Origin of the sequence: Rhodoplanes sp. P11, from assembly GCF_964266735.1 — a bacterium.
GTDB classification, from domain to species: domain Bacteria; phylum Pseudomonadota; class Alphaproteobacteria; order Rhizobiales; family Xanthobacteraceae; genus Rhodoplanes; species Rhodoplanes serenus.
In genome coordinates this window covers 462038-481030 of the sequence record NZ_CAXWGY010000018.1, presented here as the reverse complement: position 1 = coordinate 481030, position 18993 = coordinate 462038, and the positions used below count along the sequence as shown (strand labels likewise).

Genomic DNA, 18993 nt, shown 5'->3' with positions numbered 1-18993 from the left:
CCTCATCGCCGTCGCCAGGAAGATCCTCGTCGTCGCCAACGGCCTCGTCAAAGCCGACGTCGTATACGCACCCGCTTGACATCCAAGACAGTCGCCGGATAGCCGCTTCGCGGCTTCCGGAATGACCGCCGAGTTGATTCGCCGGGATCTCGTATGAGCCTGCAGCAGCAGGCCGCACACGTCAGCCACCGCGGGGATGTGCCGCCCTACTGGCTCGCCCAGATGATGCGGGCGACCCACAGCACCTCCTCGGCGGCCAGGACCCGGTCCTCGTGCTCGGGATTGAGCGAGCGCAGCTCCAGCGTCTTGGTGGTCTTGCGGCGCAGCTCCTTGGCCATCACCTCGCCGTCGCGGGTCTTCACCACGACGCGGTCGCCGCGGCGGATCGGGGCGGCGGGCGACACGATGATGACGGCACCGTCCCGATAGGCGGGCTGCATCGAGTCGCCGGAGATCTCCAGCGCATAGGCGTGCTCGTCCTCTACGGCCGGGAAGGCGATCTCGTCCCAGCCCTTGCCGACCGGAAAGCCGCCGTCGTCGAAATAGCCGCCCGAGCCCGCCTCGGCGAAGCCGATCAGCGGCACCGCCTGCTCGGCCGGCGTGCCGTCGGTGATCAGCTTGACGAACTCCTCGATGCTGGTCCCGGTGGCGGCGAGCGACTTGGCGACCGACTCGGTCGACGGCCAGCGCGCCCGGCCGTCCGCCGTGATCCGCTTCGACCTGTTGAAGGTGGTGGGATCGAGACCGGCCCGCTTGGCGAGCCCCGAGGCGGACAGGCCGGCGCGCGCCGCCAGGCGGTCGAGGGCGTTCCAGATCTGGGCGTGGGTCAGCATCTGACCTCCCGCGGAAGTCCGGGCCGGCGGCGGTGTCGGGACCGGAATCGAATCAGTATAGGAATTTTAGCCTGGGTCTGCCAAGCCGGGTCGGCAGAAATTCCGCCATCGCGGGCCGGCTCGCGAGCCCGCCGCACCGTCGGAACATCACACGAGGGCCTTCGAAACACGAACGCCCGGCCTTTCGGCCGGGCGCTCGGTCGTTCATCCTCGAAGCCGCATCGGCCGCCGCTGTGCGGCCGTGGCGGTCCGGCCTGCGTCAGGCGCGGGCGCGCACCGCCGACTCGCGGCCGCGCACCGGGCTCGCCACCCGCGTCACGCCGCCCCGGGCCTGGGGAGCGGCCGCCCGCACCCCCTCGCTGCGGGGTGCCTCGCTGCGGGCCGAGGCGACCGTCCGTGCCGTCACCCGCTCGGGCTGGCGGGCCTGAACCGGGCTGACCACGCCGCCGCTGCGGCCGGTCACCGGGCTGGTGCGGCCGCTGCGGGCGACCACCGGGCTCGACACCCCGGAGCGCGGCGTCACCGTGGCGACCACGCCGCGGACGGGCTGCGGCTCCGGCATCTTGGGGGCCACCCGGATCGGCTGGGCGAAACGCTCCGGCGCGAGGCGGCCGCGGACCGGGCTGACGACGCTGCTGACCACCGGGGTGACCGGGGCGACGATCGTGCGAACCGGCTCGGTGGCGCGCGCCTTGGGGGCGTCGTCGTTGGCGGCCGGCGGGACCTCGACGTCGTGGCGCGTGAGCGACTCGACGTAATCGCCGGCGATGCGGTAGCCGACGAAGCCGATCGCCGCGAACACCAGCACGCTCGCGATCAGCAGCCGCTGCGATCCCTCGACGAGGGACGGATCGGCCGGAGCCGCCATGGCGGCGGTGCTGCCGGCCGCGATGGTCACGAGCACGGCGGCGCCGAGCGCGCGCGCCCAGAACGTTCGACCGAAACCGCGGGTTGCCGACTCGAAGGGCATGGGTCTGTCTCCAGATAAAAAAGGAACCTACCGTACGGGTCCGCCCGGAGCGGGAGACACTCCCTTGCCCGGACAGTGAATTTCCTGACGAATCACATCAGGAACCATGCTTAACACATTACCGGACCGGACTTAAATTCTTATGGTTAATGAAAAGTTATCATGCGCCCAGAAGCTGTGGACTCGCGGCGCCGCGGTCTTGGGGAGAACGCGCCGCAGCACCGGATTCGACGGATAATTCAAGGGGCCGGGCGGCGCCGCTCGCGTCGCCGCGAGGGCCTGTGCTGCGCTGCACGCAGGTCCCCGCGACGATCGGTCTCGCCGCCGCTCCGATCAACCCCGGATGAGTCGCGGCAGCAGCATCTGGTGGCGCGCGCACAGCGAGCCGGGGTTCTGGTAGGCGGCCCCCGCGAAGGCGGCCAGGTAGCCGCGCAGGCTGGTCAGCGCGACGATCTCGTCGACCAGGCCGTGGCGGGCGCACCAGGCTGGGCGCGAGCGCTCGTGATAGGAGCGCGCCATCTCGTTCATCTTGTCGGCGATCGGGCCGAGCGGCTTGCCGGCGTCCTTGTCCTTGACGGCGCGACGCGCATAGGTGGCGACCGCCGCGGTCTCGCCGTGCATGACGTAGATCTCGGTGGCCGCGGTGCCGACCGCGAAGGCGTTGTGGCGGTTCGCCGTCGGTCCGCCCATGATGTAGTGGGCCGCCGCCGAGCCCTTGCGCAGCACCGCCAGCATCATCGGCACGTCGGTCGACTGGATCGAGTAGATCAGCGACTGGCCGAGGCCCAAGAGCTCGGCCCGCTCGGCGATCTCGCCGACGTCGATGCCCGTCGTGTCCTGGAACCAGACGATCGGCACGCGGTCGCGCCCGCAATGGGTGACGAACTCGCTCATCTTGATCAGGCCCTGGCGGTACAGCTTGCCGCCGATGCCCGGATAGTCCGCGTATTCCGGATAGCCGCGTGGAAGAACACCCTGGCGGTTGCCGATGACGCCGACCAGGAAGCCGTCGATCTTGACGAGGCCGGTGAACACCTCCGGGCCGTAGTCGGGGCGGAACTCCATCGCCTCGCTGCCGTCGACCAGCCGCGCCAGCACGTCGTCGAACGAGTAGGTCTCGCCCTGGTCGAACGGCAGCAGATGATAGAGATCGGACGCCGGATAGAGCGGCTCGGCCGGCGCCGCGACGCGGAACATCATGGGATCGTAGGCGGGCAGCGCCCGCATGTAGTCCTTGATGCCGTCGAGGACGCCGATCTCCTCGTCGTAGACGCGGGTGAAGAAGCCGGTGTGCTCGAAATGCGTCGCCACCGAGCCCGGCGGCCGCTCGCGCATGTCGCGCGTCCTGGCGATCAGATCCTCCAGCACGGCGGCGTCGAAGCCGCCCTTGGGCGCCATGCCGGACACGATGCCGACGCCGCCGACCGCGATGTTGGCGTCCTTGTGGGCGATCAGGATGGTCGGGCTGATGGCCTGATAGCCGCCGCCGGCCGGATTGGTGCCGTAGATGCCGGCCAGCACCGGAATGCCGAGCTGCTGAAGCTCGGCGTGACGATAGAACGGCGTGCCGCCGCCGCGCCGGCCGCCGTAGAAACGCTCCTGCTCGGGCAGCTTCACGCCGCTGCAATTGACCAGCCAGACCAGCGGCAGGCGCAGCCGCTGCGCGATGTCGGTGACCCGCAGGATGTTCTCCGACTGGCCGGGAATCCAGGCGCCGGCCAGCACCTTGTTGTCGAAGCCGATGACCACCGCCCAGCGGCCGGCGATACGGGCGAGGCCGTCCACCACATTGGTGGTGCCCTCGGCGTTCTCCTCCGGATCGTACAGGCTGTGCAGCGGGTGCCAGGTGCCGGGATCGACCAGATAGCCGAGCCGCTGCCACACCGTCAGGGCGCCGCGCTTGTTGATCTCGGCATCGGGCAGGCCGACCTCGCGGCGCGCTGCGGCGAGCCGGGCGATCTCCGCCTCGACGCCTTCGAGGCCCTGCCGGCTCGCCAGCGTGCGGGTGATCCGGCTCTCCTTGAGGGCCTTCCCGAACGCCGGCATCCGCTCGAAATAGGGTCGCATGCTGCACTCCTGACCTGTCCGGCGACCGCCGCGCCGTGCGCCCCGGCCGCTCGTCGATGCAATCGCGTCTTCGATACGGGCGTCAAGCGATCCGCTCCGCCGTCACGCCGGCGGCAGCGGATGCCGGCGGCCATCGGGGCCGAGCACGCCGCCGTCGTCGTAGAAGCGGGCCGCGCCGGCGCGCTCCAGCACCGCGAGCATGCGCGGCAGCGACCGGCCGTGGTGACGCAGATGCGCGATCAGCCGCGCAGGCCCGATCCGGTCGATCAGCTCGAACGGTCCGGCGCCCCAGGCGTAGCCCCAGCGCATGGCGCGATCGACCGCGACCACGTCGTCGGCGATGTCGGGCACCAGATCGGCGGCATAGAGCAGCGTGGCGCCGAGCACGTCGCGCACCAGCGCACCATCGGTAGTCTCGGCGAAGAACAGCGTGGCGAGATCGGCCGCCTCGGCGCCGAGCGCCACGGGCGGCGCGGCGCTCCAGGTGGCGGCATCGGGATCGAACACCTCCTTGAGCTTGGCGCCGTCGGCGGTCTTGCGCACCCGCCAGTAGCCGCCGCCGCTCTTGCGCCCGAGCTGGCCGCGCTCGACCATCGCGCGCTCGGCCGGTGGCAGCGAGGCGACCGCGCGGCCGGCGTCGCCCACCGGCAGCGTCGCCGCGAGATTTGCTGCGATCGCATCGATCACGTCGAGGCCGATCAGATCGACGAGGCCGTAGAGAGCAGTCGCCGGCAGGCCGATCGGGGCGCCGAGCAGCGCGTCGGCGCGGGCGAGCGCGAGTCCCCTGGCGCGCGCCGCGGCGCCACCGTGCAGGCCCGTGAGGATGAAGAACAGGCCGATGCGGTTGGCGATGAAGTTGGGCGTGTCCTTGGCGGCGACGAGTCCCTTGCCGAGGACGCCGCCGAGGAAGCCTGTGATCGCGTCGCGCACCTCCGCCCGCGTGTCCGGGCCGGTGACGATCTCGACCAGCCGCATCACCCGCACCGGGTTGAAGAAGTGCGTGACCAGCATGTCGCGCGCGAGGCGCGCCGGCATGCCGTCGACGAGGGCGCGGAGCGGAATGCCCGAGGTGTTGGTCGATACGATGGAGCCGTCGCGGCGCACCGGCTCGATGGCGGCCAGCACGGCGCGCTTGGCGTCGAGCGTCTCGATCACCGCCTCGCAGATCCAGTCGCACGCCGCCAGCCGCGGCGCATCCGCCGCCAGCGTGCCGACCGTGAGCTTGTCGCGGAACAGAGCGGCCTCGGTGTCGTCCGCTGCCAGGCTGACGACGCGGGCGCGGGCCTTGTCGGCGAGCGCCGCGTCGGCTTCGAGAAGCAGCACGTCACGCCCGGCGGCCACGCAGGCGGCGGCGATGCCGCTGCCCATGGTGCCGCCGCCGATCACCGCCACGGATCGAATGTCGGATGTCATGATCGTCGTCCGGGTTCGCCGTCCGCGTCGGCGCGCGGCCGGGATTTACGTCGTTCGAGAAAGGCCCGCATGCGCTCGCTCTTGTCGCGCGTCGCGAACATGAGCTGGAAGGCGGCGCGCTCGGCGCGCAGGCCGGCGGCGAGCGGCACCGTCATGCTCTCCAGCACCAGTTCCTTGGTCTTGCGCACCGCGAGCGGCGCCGCCTGGGCGATCAGCCGAGCGAGGCGCAGCGCCTCGGGCATCACCGCGTCGTCGTCGACCAGGCGGCTGACGAGGCCGATGGCGTGCGCCTCCGCGGCGTCGATGATCTCGCCGGTCAGCATCAGCCGCATCGCCGCGAACTTGCCGACCGCCCGCGTCAGCCGCTGGGTGGCGCCGCCGCCCGGCGTGATGCCGATCTGCACCTCGGGCTGGCCGAACTTCGCCGAGCGCCCCGCCACGATGATGTCGGCCAGCATGGCCAGCTCGCAGCCGCCCCCGATGGCGAAGCCGTTGACGGCGGCGATCACCGGCACCGGGCAGTCGGCGACGGCGTCCCACAGCGGACCCATGTCGCGCGCCAGAATGTCGATCGGCGAGGCGTCGACATACTCGGCGAGATCGGCGCCGGCGCAGAAGGCACGGTCGTCGCCGGTGAGGACGATGGCGCGCAGGACCGGATCGGCGCCGAGCTGCCGGAACGCGGCGGCGAGCGCCCGCCGCAACGCCAGGTTGAGGGCGTTGCGCACCTCCGGCCGATCGATGCGGACGACCGCGATGCCGTCCTCGGGCCGCTCGATCCTCAGAAGCGGCGGCTCACCGTCCGTCGTCATGGCGTCGTCCTCCCGCAGACGCGGCCGGCCGCCGGCCGCGCCCGCGACCGTCAGCGTCCCTTGAACACGGGCCGGCGCTTCTCCAGAAGCGCCGTCACCGCCTCGGTGTGGTCCTCGGTGCGATGGGCGAGCGCCTGATAGGCGGCCGCCATCTCCAGCACGGTGTCGAGCCGGGCGATCTGCGATTCGCGCAGGAGACGCTTGTTCCAGCGCAGCGCGTGCGGCGGGTTGGCGGCGATGCGGCCGGCCAGCTCGAACGCCGCCGTCATCAGCTCGTCGTGCGGCACCACGCGCGACACCAGGCCGATCTCACGCGCCGTCGCGGCGTCGATGGTGTCGCCCGTGAACGCCATCTCGGCGGCGCGCGAATGGCCGATGGCGCGCGGCAGCAGCCACGAGCCGCCGTCGCCCGCCACGATGCCGACCTTGACGAAGCTCTCGGCGAACACCGCGCGCTCGGAGGCGATGCGGATGTCGCACATGCAGGCGAGATCGCAGCCGGCCCCGATGGCGGCGCCGTTGACGGCAGCGATCGCCGGCACGTCGAGCTTCCAGAACGCCATCGGGATGCGCTGGATGCCGGTTCGGTACTGCTCGGCGATCTGCTCCGGGGTGCCGCCGAACATGCCCTTGCGGCCGTGCATCTCGCGCACATTGCCGCCGGACGAGAACGCCTCGCCCTGTCCGGTGACGATCACCACCCGGATGTCCATGTCGTCGTTGGCGATCCGGATCGCCTCCTCGATCGCCCGGAAGAACTTGTCGCCCCCCAGCGCGTTGCGGGTCGCCGGGTCGGCGATCTCCAGCAGCATCACGTGGTCCCGGCGGGAGACGTGCAGCGTGGCACCCATGGTCGCGTCGTTCCTGTGCAGCCGGAACGCGCGTCCGGGCGAAGCCGGATCGCTTCGCCCCCGAGACCGCAACCGGCGCACGCAACCTAGAGCATTTTCCGGCGAAGTGGACGCCGGTTCGCCGTCAGTCGGCGCCTCCCTCGGTCCGGTGGCGGCGGCGCGCCGGTTGGCGGCCGGCCCGATGCCCGGCATCGCGGCCGTCCCGGTCAGGCGCCCACCATGGCGAGGCCGCCATTGGCCAGAAGGAACTGCCCGGTCATGTGGCGGGAGTCGTCGCCGGCCAGGAACAGGGTCGGGCCGACCATGTCGTCCGGGGTGGCGATGCGGGCGAGCGGCGTCTGGCGCAGCACCTCCTCGCGGCGGCCGGTCTTCCAGTCGTGGCGGTTCTTCAGCGCCTCGGTCTCCATGAAGGCGGCGCCCAGGGTGTTGACCCGCACCTTGGGGGCGAGCGCGCGTGCATACGACTTGGTCAGGCCGATGACGCCGTATTTCGCCGCGGCATACTGGGGGGCGCGCGGAGAACCGGCGATCACCACCTGCGAGCCGATGTTGACGATGACGCCACCCAGGCCGCCGTCCAGCATGCGGATGCCGATCTCGTGGATCATGAACATCGTGCCCTTGATGTCGACCGCCAGCGTGTGATCGATCACCTTCTCGTCGAACTCGCGCCACGACGTCTGCTCGATCGCCATGTCACCGACATTGTTGACCAGCACGTCGCAGCCGCCGAACGTGCCGAAGCAGGTTTCGGCGATGCGCACCACGTCGGCATGGGAGGCGATGTCGCCCTTGACCGTGATGGCCTTCCGTCCGCGCCTGCGGATCTCGGCCGCGACCTCCTCGGCCCCGTTGGCGGACGAGTTGTAGTGGACGACGACGTCGGCGCCCTCGTCCGCGAAGGCGAGCGCCAGCACGGCGCCGAAGCCGCGCCCCGATCCGGTGACCAGCACCTTCTTGTCCTGGAATCGACCCATGACGGAGTTTCCTTTGGTCCGAGGCGGACGTCACGGCGCCGGCGGCGCGCGGCCGGGAGGTCCCGGCCCGACCGCGACCACCGACGCCGGACGATCTCAGCCGTGACGGTGGACGATGGCGGCGAACTCCTCGTCGGTGACGAGGCCGCGCTTTTCGAGAGCGAGCGACTTGACGGCAGCGAGCAGCGTCGCGACCTTCTCGGGCCGCGCCGGCAGCCCCAGCTCCTCGCATTTCAGGGTGATCGAGGCGGCGCCGCTCTTCTTGCCGAGCACGATGCCGCGCGGCGTGTCGAGCAGCGAGGCCGCATAGGGCTCGATCGCCTCGGGAATGTGGAACTGCGCCGCCACGGCGCCGGTCTCGCGCACGAACAGGTTCTCGCCGGTGACCGGCTTCCACGGTTCGAGCTGATAACGTCCGATCTCGCGCAGGCGCTCGGATGCCTTGCGGGCGCGATCGAGCCGCAGGCCCGTCTCCACCCCGTAGAGCAGTTCGAGCGCCAGCGCGATCTCCGGCAGGTTGGCGTTGCCGCCGCGCTCGCCGATGCCGTCGACGGTGCCGTGAATCCACGATGCGCCCGCATAGACGGCGGCGATCGCGCTGGCGGTGGCGAGGCCGAAGTCGTTGTGGCCGTGGAAGTGGATCGGCACGCCGTCGCCAACCCATTCGCGGGTGCGGCCGATCAGGAAGGTGACCGCCTCGGGCGTCGCGATGCCGAGCGTGTCGACGATGGCGATCTCGGCGGCACCGACGTCGAGGGCGGCGCGATAGACGCGCTCGAAGAAGCCGAGATCGGCGCGCGTCGAATCGACGCCGAAGAAGGCGACCCGCACGTCGTTCCTGACCGCGAAGGCGACCGCCTTCTCGATGCGGCCCAGCACCTGCTCGCGGGTGACCCCGAGCGCCGCGAGCTTGGGATCGGAGATCGGCGCCTCGATGACGCAGAAGCGCAGGCCGAGATCGACCACCGCCTCGACGTCGTCGACGAGCGCGCGCGAGAAGCCCCAGATCTCGGCCTTCAGGCCCGCCTGGGTGATGGCGCGGATCGCCTCGCGGTCCTCCTCGGAGACGCGCGGAAAGCCCGCCTCGATGCGGCCGACGCCGAGCCCGTCCACCAGCTTGGCGATCTCCAGCTTCTGGGCGGGATCGAAGGCGGCGCCCACCGCCTGCTCGCCGTCACGCAACGTGGTGTCGTAGAAGCCGACGCTGCGCTTGGCGCGACCGCCGAGCGCCACCTCGTTGAGGGTGCCGGCCCACACCTTGGTTCGGTCGATCATCACGGCCTCCCGGTCAGAATTTCTGGAACGGCGGCGGCTCGACCCCGTAGGCGTCCTTCCACGAGATCACCCGGTTGCGCAGCACGCCGATCTTCTCGATCTCGGCCTCCATCAGGTCGCCGGGCTTGAGATACCAAGCTTGCGGATCGGCGCTGAACGCCGCCACGCCCGACACGGTGCCGGTGGTGAGAATGTCGCCGGCGTTGAAGCCGAGCGGCGAGAACTTGGCGAGGAGCTGCGGGATCGTCACCGACATGTGGCTGGAGTTGGAGATCTGGCGCTTCTCGCCGTTGACCCGCAGCTCCAGCGCGAGATTGTAGGGGTCCGGGATCTCGTCGGGCGTGACGATCCACGGACCGAACGGGCAGAAGGTGTCGATCGACTTCGAGAAGCAGAAGTTGGCCGACTCCATCTCGCGGCGCTGGATGTCGCGCGCCGTGATGTCGTTGAAGATGACGTAGCCGCCGATGTAGTCGGCCGCCTCCTTCTCGTCGAAGAACTTGCCGTCCTTGGCGAGCACGACGCACAGCTCCAGCTCGTAGTCGAGCTCCTTGGTCAGGTGCTCGGGATACACCACCGGATCGTCCGGCCCGATGATGGCGTCGACGTTCTGCAAGAACACGATCCACGGCTTGATGGCGGCGACCCAGTTGGAGCGGTCGCCCTCGTGGGCGTGCTCGGCGTAGTTGCCGGCCGAGTGGAAGATCTTCTTCGGGATGATCGGAGCGCACAGCTTGACGTCGGCGAGCTTGAAGCGGCGGCTGGTCATGCGCTGCTCGGCCTGCGCCTTCACGGGCGTGCCGAGGGCGAACAGCGTGCGCATGTCGGGCACGTCGATCACGACGATCGCGTCGCCGTCGACGGCGCCGACCAGCTTTTCGGTTCCGACCTCGAAGGTGGCCAGCTTCATGCTCTCGTCTCCTCGCGTCTCGCGGTGTCGTGTCCCGGCCTGCACCCCGCGGGGGCGCCGGAGCGGCGGTCGGGGCGGAGCTTACGAAGCGCCGGAGAGCACGGTCCAATACTGAAAATTGGGAAGGCCATCGGCTCGGGTTATGGCGGCGGTGCGCGGCTGCCGGGGCGGCTTCCGCGGCGGCGCCGAAGGGTGATAGGCTCGCCGCACGAGCGCCGGAGCCGTGCGAAAGCCGCGCGGCGGGGCGCCAACCGTCCGGGACATCCGATGAAGATCGAACCGCGCCGCCTGCTGGAGCTGCTGGCCGTGGCGCGGCACGGCTCGATCAGCGGCGCCGCCGAGGCGCTCGGCCTGTCGCAGCCGGCGCTGTCGCAGAGCATCGCGCTGCTGGAGCGCGAGGTCGGCGTGCGGGTGATGGAGCGCGGCCGCCAGGGCGCGCGGCTCAACGGCTTCGGCGACGCGCTGATGTTCCATGCCGAGGCGCTGGAGGCGCTGCTCGCCCGCGCCGCCGAGGACGTGCGAATGCGGGCGCTCGGGCTCGAAGGCACGCTGGCCATCGGCATCACGCCGATCACCGCGGTCGATCTGGTGCCGCGCTGCATCGAGGTGCTGATGCGCGAGACGCCGGGCATCGCAGTGTCGGTGGTCGACGGGCTCGATCAGGAGATCACCGAGATGCTGCGCACCCGCAAGCTCGATCTGCTGGTGCGCCGGCTCGGTGCTGCGGCCCAGCATCCCGACACCGAGGAGGAGGCCCTGCTCGGCGTCGACTGGGCGCTGATCACCGCGCCCGATCATCCGCTCGCCGGCCGCGACGCGGTGCGGCTGTCCGATCTCGGCGACATGCGCTGGGTGCTGCCGGCCGGCGGCAGCGCCTTCCGGCAGCAGATGGAGGTGGTGTTCGCGGCCGCCGGGCTCGATTGGCCGGTGCGCAGCATCAGCACCAACTCGATCCTCGCCATCAAGTCGATGGTGATGAATGCCGGTTGCGTCTCGGTGGTGTCGTCGCGGCTGGTCGAGGTCGAGGCGGCGGCCGGCCGGCTCGCGGTGATCCGCCTCGCCGATGTCGGCTCCCGGCGGCCGGTCGGGCTGGTGTGGCGGCGCGACGAGCCGCTGTCGCCGCCGGCGGCCCGCTTCGCCCGCATCATCCGGGCGATCGCCCGCGACGATCCGGCAGCCGAGCCGCCGCCGTCCGCACCCTGACGCGGAGTGCGGCCGTCACATCAGGCAGACGGTGCCGGTGCCCTTGAGCCCGATGGCGCGGGCGGCGCCGCGGCTGATGTCGATGTGCAGCCCGGCCGTATAGGGACCGCGGTCGTTGACCACCACCTCGACCGAGCGGCCGTTGCGCGGATTGGTGACGGTCAGGCGGGTGCCGAACGGCAGGGTGCGGTGCGCCGCCGAGAGCCCGTCGGGATCGAAGCGGGCGCCGCTCGCGGTGCGGGTGCCCTGCCAGTAGAAGGCCGAACGGACCAGCCGGCCGCGGCCCTCGCAGCGCGGGTCGACGGTGCCGGCCGTCAGGGCGGCGGTTCGCACAGTCCCCTCCGGCTTCGCGGCCGGGACAGGCGGCGCGGCGGCCACCGCCGGTGGGATCAGGGTCGCGAGGGCCAGCGGCCGCGGGCGCGGCATCGGCACGAGTCCGGCGACAGCCGGCAACGGGGCGGCTGGCAGCACGGCGGCGGTTCTCTGGACGGGGGCCGACGTCTGGGCGGACGGGCGGGGGCGCGGCAGCGGCACGGCGGCCGACGGGCCGGTCCCGGCGAGATCGACCGCGCTCGGATCGGCGGTGGCGAACCGGGCCGGTGGGTTCAGCGGCTGGGCCGGCTGCACCGGCGGGCGCTCGCGCGCCGCCGCGACCGGCAGCCCCGCCGGGCCGACGAGCCCGGCCGCGAAAGCGGTCCAGGCGGCCGCTCCGACCATCAGCTTGCGCATGCCGACCTCCCCCTGCCGACACTCGGGTCCTGGGGCCGCTTCCGATGCCACGATCCACACGCGGTGGATCGCCCCCGGGCACCCCCATGGCGCGGCGGCTGCCGTTGACCCGCGTTCCCCGTGTGCTACACAGGTGGCCGAATTGAGGCCGAAATCCGCTTGCCGATCAGTCGATTGGACGACGGCCCCGGCCCCCCGCCCCCGAGTCCGCGCCCTGTCGGGCACAGCGGCGGCGATCAACCGGCCATGAGCCGCCGGAAGGAACCATGACGATCCGCCTGCATCGCGGCGACCTGCCCGACCTCGCCCGCTACCAGGGGGCCGTCGCCATCGACACCGAGACCATGGGGCTCGTCCCCGGCCGCGACCGGCTCTGCGTGGTGCAGCTCTCGCCCGGCGACGGCTCCGCCGACGTGGTGCAGATTCCGCCCGGCGCCCGCGACGCCCCCAACCTGAAGGCGCTGCTGGCCGACGAGCGGCGGCTCAAGATCTTCCACTTCGCCCGCTTCGATCTCGCCGTGCTGTTCAAGACCTTCGGGGTGATGCCGGGGCCGGTCTACTGCACCAAGATCGCCTCGCGCCTCACCCGCACCTACACCGACAAGCACGGCCTCAAGGACCTCTCCAAGGAGGTGCTGGGGGTCGATCTGTCGAAGCAGCAGCAGTCCTCCGACTGGGGCGCCGCCGAGCTGACCGACGCGCAGGTCGCCTATGCGGCCTCCGACGTCCTCCACCTGCACGCTCTCAAGACGCGGCTCGACGAGATGCTGGCCCGCGAGGGCCGCACCGAGTTCGCCGCCGCCTGCTTCTCCTTTTTGCCGGTTCGGGCCATGCTGGACCTCGCCGGCTGGGCCGAGGAGGACATCTTCGCCCACTCGTGATGGCGTGTCCGCCGCGGGACGGCCATATTCGACAGCGACCTTGTCGGGGCTGGTTCGCTCCGGTCGGATCGCGCCGAGAGTCGCGCGCGCCGGCACGGCCCGGTCCGCGACCGAGATGCTGGGGACAGTCACCTGACCGCCGCCGCTTCGTATCACGAGGACGCCCGCGCCCGGTTCCTGCCGGCGAACGACGGCGATCGCCGGTTCCGCCGGGCCGCGCGCCACAGCCGCTTCATCCGGGCCATGCGGGTGGCCATCCCGGTCGGCATCGTGGCGACCTGCGGGGTGCTGGTGGTCGCGGTATTCTTCAACCCGTTCCAGCAGGCCGACGCCGCCATCGATCCCGGCAAGCTGGTGGTCAGCGGCACCAAGATCACCATGGAGCTGCCGCGCCTCGCCGGCTTCACCAACGACCAGAAGCCCTACGAGCTGACCGCCCGGGCCGCTGCCCAGGACCTCGCCAATCCGGGCCTCCTGGAGCTGAAGGATTTGAAGGCGCAGGTGCAGACCGATGACCAGGGCGCCATCACGGTGACGGCGGTGAACGGCGTCTACGACACCAAGCAGGACAACCTGCGGCTGACCGAGCGGATCGTGGTGCGCACCGGCAAGGGCTTCGAGGCCGACCTCCTGGAGGCGGTGCTCGACGTCAAGAAGGGCACCATCGTGTCGGAGGCGCCGGTCGTGGTGCGGCTGCCCAACGGCACCGTCGACGCCAACCGGCTCGACATCTCGGACGGCGGCAAGGTGGTGCGCTTCAGCAACGGCGTGCAGACCAACCTGTTCTTCGGCGACGACAAGGCCATGGCGCCGACCCGCGAGGCGGACGCCACCGGGCCGGTCGGCAGCGTGGGCGCCCCCGGCCGGGCGGGCCTGCGATGAGCCCTCCGGTTGCGCATTCCGGCTCGCCGCGCCGTCGCGGGGGACCCGCCGGCCTGCCCGGCGCGGGTGTCTCAGGCGCGGGTGTCGCGGCGTGGGGCCGGGCGGCGCTCGTCGCCGCCATCCTGGCGCTCGGGCCGCCGCTCGCGGGTGTCGCGGCCGCCCAGCCGGCGAGCGGACCACCCAACGCCCTCCAGGGCTTTTCCCAGAACCGCGACAAGCCGGTGAAGATCGAGTCGGCCTCGCTCGAGGTGCGCGACAAGGAGAAGATGGCCACCTTCGCGGGCGACGTGCATCTGGTGCAGGGCGACGTCACCTTGAAGTGCCAGAGCCTCGTGGTGTTCTACGAGCCCGACGCCAAGAGCAGCGATCCCAAGCCGGGCGCCAAGCCGGCCGCCGCGGCGCCCGCCACCGCCGGGCCGGCCGGGTCGCAGCAGATCAAGCGCATCGAGGCGCGCGGCAGCGTGGTGGTCACCCAGAAGGATCAGATCGCGGCCGGCGACGCCGGCATCTTCGACATGAAGGCCAACACGGTGACGCTGCTCGGCAACGTCGTCATCTCGCAGGGGCCGAACGCCGTGAAGGGCGACCGCCTGGTGGTCGATATCGGCACCGGGGTGTCGCGCGTCGAGTGCGGCAAGACCAACGGCTCCTGCCGCGTCTCGGCGGTGCTCCAGCCCGGCAGCCAGAGCCGCCCGGACGCCCCCGGGGCGACGCCGGCCCCGCCCGGCGGCAGCCGTGAGCCCAGCCGCGAGGCGCCGCGGCCGCGGCCCGCCGGCCCCAGCGGCCTCTACTGAGCCGGGCCGCTCGGTTGCGCCGGTCCGACAACCCGCTATGGTCCGCCCCGGGCCGGCCCCGCGAACCGGCCATGAGCTCGGAGGCGTCGAGGCGCGCGTGGCCGGATTTTTCGCCAGGTTCAGACCCCGGGCGCCGAAGCCCCGCGGCCGCGACATCGCCTCGGCCGGTTGGTTCGACGAGCCGATGATGCCGACCGGATCACCGTCCATGAGCCTTGATACCCGCGGCCCCGACCCGCGCACGGCCGACCCCGGCGAGAGCCGCCGTCTTCCGCGCCGCTCCGCCGCCGCCGATGCGGAGGCCCGCCGCGCCGCCGCGCACGGCTATCTGGCGATCCACGGCGTCGAGAAGACCTTCGTGGGCCGCAAGGTGGTGAAGGGCGTGAGCCTCTATGTCCGCCGCGGCGAGGCGGTCGGCCTGCTCGGGCCGAACGGTGCCGGCAAGACCACGGTGTTCTACATGATCACCGGGCTGATCAAGGCGGACCGCGGCCGCATCGAGCTCGACGGCTACGACGTCACGGCACTGCCGATGTATCAGCGCGCCCGCCTCGGAATCGGCTATCTGGCGCAGGAGCCGTCGATCTTCCGCGGCCTCAATGTCGAGGACAACATCCGCGCCGTGCTGGAGATCGTCGAGCCGAACAAGAAGCGGCGCGAGCACGATCTCGACGCGCTGCTGGACGAGTTCAACATCGGGCGGCTGCGCAAGTCGCCGTCGATCGCGCTGTCGGGCGGCGAGCGGCGCCGCGTCGAGATCGCCCGCGCCCTGGCGAGCCGCCCGAGCTACATGCTGCTCGACGAGCCGTTCGCCGGCATCGACCCGATCGCGGTCGGCGACATCCAGGCGCTGGTCCGTCACCTGACCCAGCGCGGCATCGGCGTCCTCATCACCGACCACAATGTCCGCGAGACGCTCGGCCTCACCGACCGCGCCTACATCATCTACTCGGGCGAGGTGCTGACCGAGGGCCGCACCGACGACGTCGTCAACAATCCCGACGTGCGCCGGCTCTATCTCGGCGAAGGGTTCCGGATGTAGGCGGCCCGCTCGCTCTTGGCGCGCCTGTCCAGCCTTATCGCTCCGACCTGCTCACACCCGCTCACGACATTGTGAACCCCTGCCGCGGCCGAGCGCGCCGCAGGTCGCCGGACGTTGCCGCCTAGGTGGCACCGATCCGCTCCGGGACATCCCCAGGCACGATGGCGGCGCCTCCGAAAGCCCGCAGAAATTCGGATATACAGCCGCCGACAAAGAGGATAAGCAAGAACCGGACCAGGCTTCGGTGTATCATGGCCCTGTCGCAACGGTTGCAGCTTCGGCAGACCCAGTCGCTGGTGATGACTCCCCAGCTTCTGCAAGCCATCAAGCTGTTGCAGCTCTCTCATCTCGATCTCGGCGCCTATGTCGAAGGCGAGCTGGAGCGTAACCCGCTGCTGGAGCGCGACACCGGCGAGGAGGCGGGCGGACCGTCCGAGGCCGACATCGAGCCCGGGCCGCCCGAGCCCGCCGCCGGCCCCCGCGACGTGGCCGACGAATGGCTGGCCGACAATCTCGACACCAGCCCCGCTTCCATCGAGGCGCGGCTCGACACCGACTTCGAGAACGTCTTCCCGGACGAGGCGGCGCCCGGTCCGGCCCGGGCTGCCGAGGAGCGGCCCGGTGCCTACTCGGAATGGTCCGGCGTCGGGGGCGGCAGCCACGACGGCGACGACTACAATCTCGAAGCCTTCGTGGCGGCGGAGCCGACGCTCGCCGACCACCTGGCCGAGCAGCTCGCCCTCACGGTCGTCGATCCGGCCGAGCGGATGATCGCCCACTACCTGCTCGACATGGTCAACGAGGCCGGCTACCTCGCCGGCGATCCCGCCGAGGTCGCCGACAAGCTCGGCTGCCCGATCGCCAAGGTCGAGGCGGTGCTGGCCAAGCTCCAGACCTTCAACCCGTCCGGCGTCTGCGCCCGCACGCTCGCCGAGTGCCTGGCGATCCAGCTACGCGAGCGGGATCGCTTCGACCCCGCCATGCAGGCGCTGGTCGCCCATCTCGACCTCCTGGCCAAGCGCGACATCGCCGGCCTCAAGCGCAAATGCGGCGTCTCCGACGAGGACATCGCCGACATGATCGCCGAGATCCGGCGGCTCGACCCCAAGCCGGGGCTGCGGTTCGGCTCCGCCGTGGTGCAGCCGGTGGTGCCGGACGTGTTCGTCCGCCAGGCCCCCGATGGCACCTTCATCGTCGAGCTGAACAGCGACACCCTGCCCAAGGTGCTGGTCAACCAGACCTACTATGCGCGCATCGCCGGTCGCACCAAGAAGGACACCGACAAGTCCTATCTCTCCGACTGCATGCAGAGCGCCGCCTGGCTGGTGCGCGCCCTCGACCAGCGGGCCAAGACCATCCTCAAGGTGGCGAGCGAGATCGTCCGTCAGCAGGACGCCTTCCTGATCCACGGGGTCGAGCATCTGCGGCCGCTCAACCTCAAGACCGTCGCCGACGCCATCGGGATGCACGAGTCGACGGTGTCGCGGGTCACCGCCAACAAGTACATGGCGACCCATCGCGGCACCTTCGAGCTGAAGTTCTTCTTCACCTCGGCGATCGCCGCCGCCGACGGCGGCGAGGCGCATTCGGCCGAGGCGGTGCGCCATCGCATCAAGCAGATGATCGACGCCGAGCGGCCCGACGACGTGCTGTCCGACGACACCATCGTCGAGAAGCTACGCGCCGCCGGCATCGACATCGCGCGGCGCACCGTCGCCAAGTATCGCGAGGCCATGCGCATCCCCTCCTCGGTGCAGCGCCGCCGCGATAAGCAGATGAAGGCCGCGGTGGTGTAGGGAACGCGGTCCGCGCGCCGCGGATCGCCGGCTCGGCTTGCGCCGGCGCAAGCAGTGGACGCGGCGCCGCTGTCGTGGCGGCGGGGGCTGGGCTACGCTGCCGGCCGCACGAACCCCCGGAGTCCCCATGATCAGCCATGTCACCGTCGGCACCGCCGACGTCTCCCGCGCGACGCAGTTCTACGACGCCGTGCTGGCGACGCTCGGCCTCGTCCGCGCCAAGACCGTCAAGATCGGCGCCGGCTACGCGCCCGAAGGGTTTCGCGGCGTCGAGCCACCGTTCTGGGTGCTGCGCCCGCAAAACCGCCAGCCGCCGACCGTCGGCAACGGCTGCATGGTGGCGTTCGAGGCGAAGACCCGCGCCGCCGTCCACGCCTTCCACGCCGCGCTGCTCGCCCAGGGCGGCACCGACGAAGGCGCCCCCGGCCTGCGCCCCCACTTCCACCCCGACTTCTACGGCGCCTATGGCCGCGACCTCGACGGCAACAAGCTCTGCTGCGTCTGCCACACGCCCGAATAGGTCGGGTCGGGAGGGTGGCCGATCGGCCACAGCGGGCGATAAAACGCCGGGCCGCCCTGCCGTCGACATGCGCGGCCTCTAGGATCGGCGCATGAGGGGACTGGCCCGCGTCCGGGCCGGCCTGGAGGGCTGACGGAACTGTGCGGGTCGCGCTTGCCATCTCGGTCGCCATCCACGCGGTCCTGTGGGGCCTGGCGGGATGGCTGGCGCATGTGCCGGCCGCCGGGCCCGGCATGGCCGCCATGGAGATCGAGCTGGTGCGTCCGGAGGAGGCGCCGCCGGAGCAGGCCCAGGCGCCGCAGCCGCCCGAAATCCAGGCCGCCCCCGAGCCCGACAAGGCCGCGGCCGACAAGCCGGTCACGGAGAAGCCTGTGGCCGAGAAGCCTGCGGCCGAGCTGGCCCAGCCGGAGAAAGCCGCGGCCGAGACGGCGCCCGAACAGCCGGCGCGTGCCGAGCCGGTGCCGCCTTCGTCCGCCTCCGCCCAGGCCGCCGTGCCCCCGGACCTGCCGCGGCCCGACCAGCCGCCACCGTCGACCCCGACGCAGCTCGCCGCCGTCGATCCGGCGACCGCCGCGGCCGCGGCGCCCTCCTCGGCCGAGCCGCCGGCCGGCGAAGGCGGCGGCACCTGGTTCGATTCGCCGCTGATGAACGTGGCGATCGGCTACGAGACCACCGACCGCAAGGCCAAGCTCACGGATCGCGAGATCGCCGCCGTCAAGGCCCGCCTGGCGAGCTGCTGGCGGCCGTCGCCGGCGTTGGCCGACGCGCCGGCGCGCCTCGCCGTGGTGCTGCGGGTGGCGCTGCGTCCGGACGGCTCGCTCGCCGGCGATCCGAGCCTTATGGCCGCCTCGGCCTCGCCCAAGGGCGCGGCGCTGCTCCAGACCGCCATGCAGGCGCTGCGGAGCTGCCCGCCGGTCGGCCTGCTGCCGGCCGCCAAGTACAAGGAATGGCGGCTGCTCGACCTCGCCTTCGCGCCGTCCGGCCTGACCGGCCTGCCGAAGCTGTGACGGCCGGCGGCTCCGGCCGCCGTCGTCGGGC

At 71.5% G+C, this 18993-nt stretch carries 18 protein-coding genes; 8 read left to right on the top strand and 10 right to left on the bottom strand.

Annotated elements, in window-relative coordinates; genetic code table 11:
• Positions 1-206 precede the first annotated feature (206 nt).
• The 9 genes from ACFQUV_RS19095 to ACFQUV_RS19055 all read right to left on the bottom strand — a co-directional run bounded on the left by ACFQUV_RS19095 (position 207) and on the right by ACFQUV_RS19055 (position 10108).
• Positions 207-833, bottom strand: coding sequence for a helix-turn-helix transcriptional regulator (locus ACFQUV_RS19095; RefSeq protein ID WP_111388551.1), 627 nt, complete (start codon positions 831-833; stop codon positions 207-209).
• 259 nt (positions 834-1092) lie between these two features.
• Positions 1093-1803 carry a hypothetical protein gene (locus ACFQUV_RS19090; RefSeq protein WP_129607264.1) on the bottom strand — a complete coding sequence of 237 codons (711 nt, stop codon included), beginning with the start codon at positions 1801-1803 and terminating at the stop codon, positions 1093-1095.
• A 333-nt stretch (positions 1804-2136) separates the two neighbouring features.
• Positions 2137-3870 carry an acyl-CoA carboxylase subunit beta gene (locus ACFQUV_RS19085; protein ID WP_129607265.1) on the bottom strand — a complete coding sequence of 578 codons (1734 nt, stop codon included), beginning with the start codon at positions 3868-3870 and terminating at the stop codon, positions 2137-2139.
• A 102-nt stretch (positions 3871-3972) separates the two neighbouring features.
• Entirely contained in the window at positions 3973-5283 is a 1311-nt protein-coding gene (locus tag ACFQUV_RS19080) for a 3-hydroxyacyl-CoA dehydrogenase family protein (protein WP_129607266.1), read from the bottom strand.
• Positions 5280-6095, bottom strand: coding sequence for an enoyl-CoA hydratase-related protein (locus ACFQUV_RS19075; RefSeq protein WP_129607267.1), 816 nt, complete (start codon positions 6093-6095; stop codon positions 5280-5282). The genes ACFQUV_RS19080 and ACFQUV_RS19075 overlap by 4 nt, the downstream gene beginning before the upstream one ends.
• A 50-nt stretch (positions 6096-6145) precedes the next feature.
• A complete protein-coding gene (locus tag ACFQUV_RS19070; RefSeq protein ID WP_129607268.1) occupies positions 6146-6946 on the bottom strand; it encodes a crotonase/enoyl-CoA hydratase family protein in 801 nt (266 codons plus the stop codon).
• Between the two features lie 206 nt (positions 6947-7152).
• Positions 7153-7923: an SDR family NAD(P)-dependent oxidoreductase gene (locus ACFQUV_RS19065; RefSeq protein WP_129607269.1), complete on the bottom strand. Its 771-nt coding sequence runs from the start codon at positions 7921-7923 to the stop codon at positions 7153-7155.
• Between the two features lie 96 nt (positions 7924-8019).
• Entirely contained in the window at positions 8020-9198 is a 1179-nt protein-coding gene (locus ACFQUV_RS19060) for a LeuA family protein (protein ID WP_129607270.1), read from the bottom strand.
• Between the two features lie 13 nt (positions 9199-9211).
• Positions 9212-10108 (bottom strand): fumarylacetoacetate hydrolase family protein, encoded by an 897-nt coding sequence (locus tag ACFQUV_RS19055; RefSeq protein WP_129607271.1) that lies wholly within the window; start codon positions 10106-10108, stop codon positions 9212-9214.
• 267 nt (positions 10109-10375) lie between these two features.
• Here ACFQUV_RS19055 and ACFQUV_RS19050 point away from each other — a divergent pair, with 267 nt between their 5' ends.
• Positions 10376-11311 carry a LysR family transcriptional regulator gene (locus ACFQUV_RS19050; protein WP_129607272.1) on the top strand — a complete coding sequence of 312 codons (936 nt, stop codon included), beginning with the start codon at positions 10376-10378 and terminating at the stop codon, positions 11309-11311.
• 15 nt (positions 11312-11326) lie between these two features.
• Here ACFQUV_RS19050 and ACFQUV_RS19045 read toward each other — a convergent pair whose 3' ends face one another.
• Positions 11327-12040, bottom strand: coding sequence for a septal ring lytic transglycosylase RlpA family protein (locus tag ACFQUV_RS19045; protein WP_244601417.1), 714 nt, complete (start codon positions 12038-12040; stop codon positions 11327-11329).
• Positions 12041-12306: 266 nt separating this feature from the next.
• Between ACFQUV_RS19045 and ACFQUV_RS19040 the strand changes: the two genes are divergently transcribed.
• From ACFQUV_RS19040 to ACFQUV_RS19010, 7 genes are all read left to right on the top strand, one after another.
• The gene (locus ACFQUV_RS19040) at positions 12307-12921 is read left to right on the top strand and encodes a ribonuclease D (RefSeq protein WP_129607273.1); all 615 of its coding nucleotides are present in this window, start codon (positions 12307-12309) and stop codon (positions 12919-12921) included.
• Between the two features lie 243 nt (positions 12922-13164).
• Positions 13165-13803, top strand: coding sequence for an LPS export ABC transporter periplasmic protein LptC (gene lptC, locus ACFQUV_RS19035; protein WP_129607274.1), 639 nt, complete (start codon positions 13165-13167; stop codon positions 13801-13803).
• Positions 13800-14597 (top strand): LptA/OstA family protein, encoded by a 798-nt coding sequence (locus ACFQUV_RS19030; protein WP_129607275.1) that lies wholly within the window; start codon positions 13800-13802, stop codon positions 14595-14597. Before lptC ends, ACFQUV_RS19030 begins: the two co-directional genes overlap by 4 nt.
• Before the next feature lie 97 nt (positions 14598-14694).
• On the top strand, positions 14695-15639 hold the full coding sequence (gene lptB, locus ACFQUV_RS19025) for an LPS export ABC transporter ATP-binding protein (RefSeq protein ID WP_244601418.1): 945 nt from the start codon (positions 14695-14697) through the stop codon (positions 15637-15639).
• Between the two features lie 251 nt (positions 15640-15890).
• Positions 15891-17435 carry an RNA polymerase factor sigma-54 gene (gene rpoN / locus ACFQUV_RS19020; RefSeq protein WP_129607276.1) on the top strand — a complete coding sequence of 515 codons (1545 nt, stop codon included), beginning with the start codon at positions 15891-15893 and terminating at the stop codon, positions 17433-17435.
• 127 nt (positions 17436-17562) lie between these two features.
• Entirely contained in the window at positions 17563-17955 is a 393-nt protein-coding gene (locus ACFQUV_RS19015; RefSeq protein ID WP_129607277.1) for a VOC family protein, read from the top strand.
• A gap of 140 nt (positions 17956-18095) precedes the next feature.
• On the top strand, positions 18096-18962 hold the full coding sequence (locus ACFQUV_RS19010) for a hypothetical protein (protein ID WP_129607278.1): 867 nt from the start codon (positions 18096-18098) through the stop codon (positions 18960-18962).
• The last annotated feature ends 31 nt before the right edge of the window (positions 18963-18993 follow it).

Coding starts and splice junctions, on each gene's coding strand:
- ACFQUV_RS19070 (WP_129607268.1), bottom strand. CDS start 6,946: ATGGGTGCCACGCTGCACGTCTCCCGCCGGGACCACGTGATGCTGCTG.
- rpoN (WP_129607276.1), top strand. CDS start 15,891: ATGGCCCTGTCGCAACGGTTGCAGCTTCGGCAGACCCAGTCGCTGGTG.
- ACFQUV_RS19095 (WP_111388551.1), bottom strand. CDS start 833: ATGCTGACCCACGCCCAGATCTGGAACGCCCTCGACCGCCTGGCGGCG.
- ACFQUV_RS19090 (WP_129607264.1), bottom strand. CDS start 1,803: ATGCCCTTCGAGTCGGCAACCCGCGGTTTCGGTCGAACGTTCTGGGCG.
- ACFQUV_RS19050 (WP_129607272.1), top strand. CDS start 10,376: ATGAAGATCGAACCGCGCCGCCTGCTGGAGCTGCTGGCCGTGGCGCGG.
- lptC (WP_129607274.1), top strand. CDS start 13,165: ATGCGGGTGGCCATCCCGGTCGGCATCGTGGCGACCTGCGGGGTGCTG.
- ACFQUV_RS19040 (WP_129607273.1), top strand. CDS start 12,307: ATGACGATCCGCCTGCATCGCGGCGACCTGCCCGACCTCGCCCGCTAC.
- ACFQUV_RS19015 (WP_129607277.1), top strand. CDS start 17,563: ATGATCAGCCATGTCACCGTCGGCACCGCCGACGTCTCCCGCGCGACG.
- ACFQUV_RS19085 (WP_129607265.1), bottom strand. CDS start 3,870: ATGCGACCCTATTTCGAGCGGATGCCGGCGTTCGGGAAGGCCCTCAAG.
- ACFQUV_RS19060 (WP_129607270.1), bottom strand. CDS start 9,198: ATGATCGACCGAACCAAGGTGTGGGCCGGCACCCTCAACGAGGTGGCG.
- ACFQUV_RS19045 (WP_244601417.1), bottom strand. CDS start 12,040: ATGCGCAAGCTGATGGTCGGAGCGGCCGCCTGGACCGCTTTCGCGGCC.
- ACFQUV_RS19080 (WP_129607266.1), bottom strand. CDS start 5,283: ATGACATCCGACATTCGATCCGTGGCGGTGATCGGCGGCGGCACCATG.
- ACFQUV_RS19075 (WP_129607267.1), bottom strand. CDS start 6,095: ATGACGACGGACGGTGAGCCGCCGCTTCTGAGGATCGAGCGGCCCGAG.
- ACFQUV_RS19065 (WP_129607269.1), bottom strand. CDS start 7,923: ATGGGTCGATTCCAGGACAAGAAGGTGCTGGTCACCGGATCGGGGCGC.
- ACFQUV_RS19030 (WP_129607275.1), top strand. CDS start 13,800: ATGAGCCCTCCGGTTGCGCATTCCGGCTCGCCGCGCCGTCGCGGGGGA.
- ACFQUV_RS19055 (WP_129607271.1), bottom strand. CDS start 10,108: ATGAAGCTGGCCACCTTCGAGGTCGGAACCGAAAAGCTGGTCGGCGCC.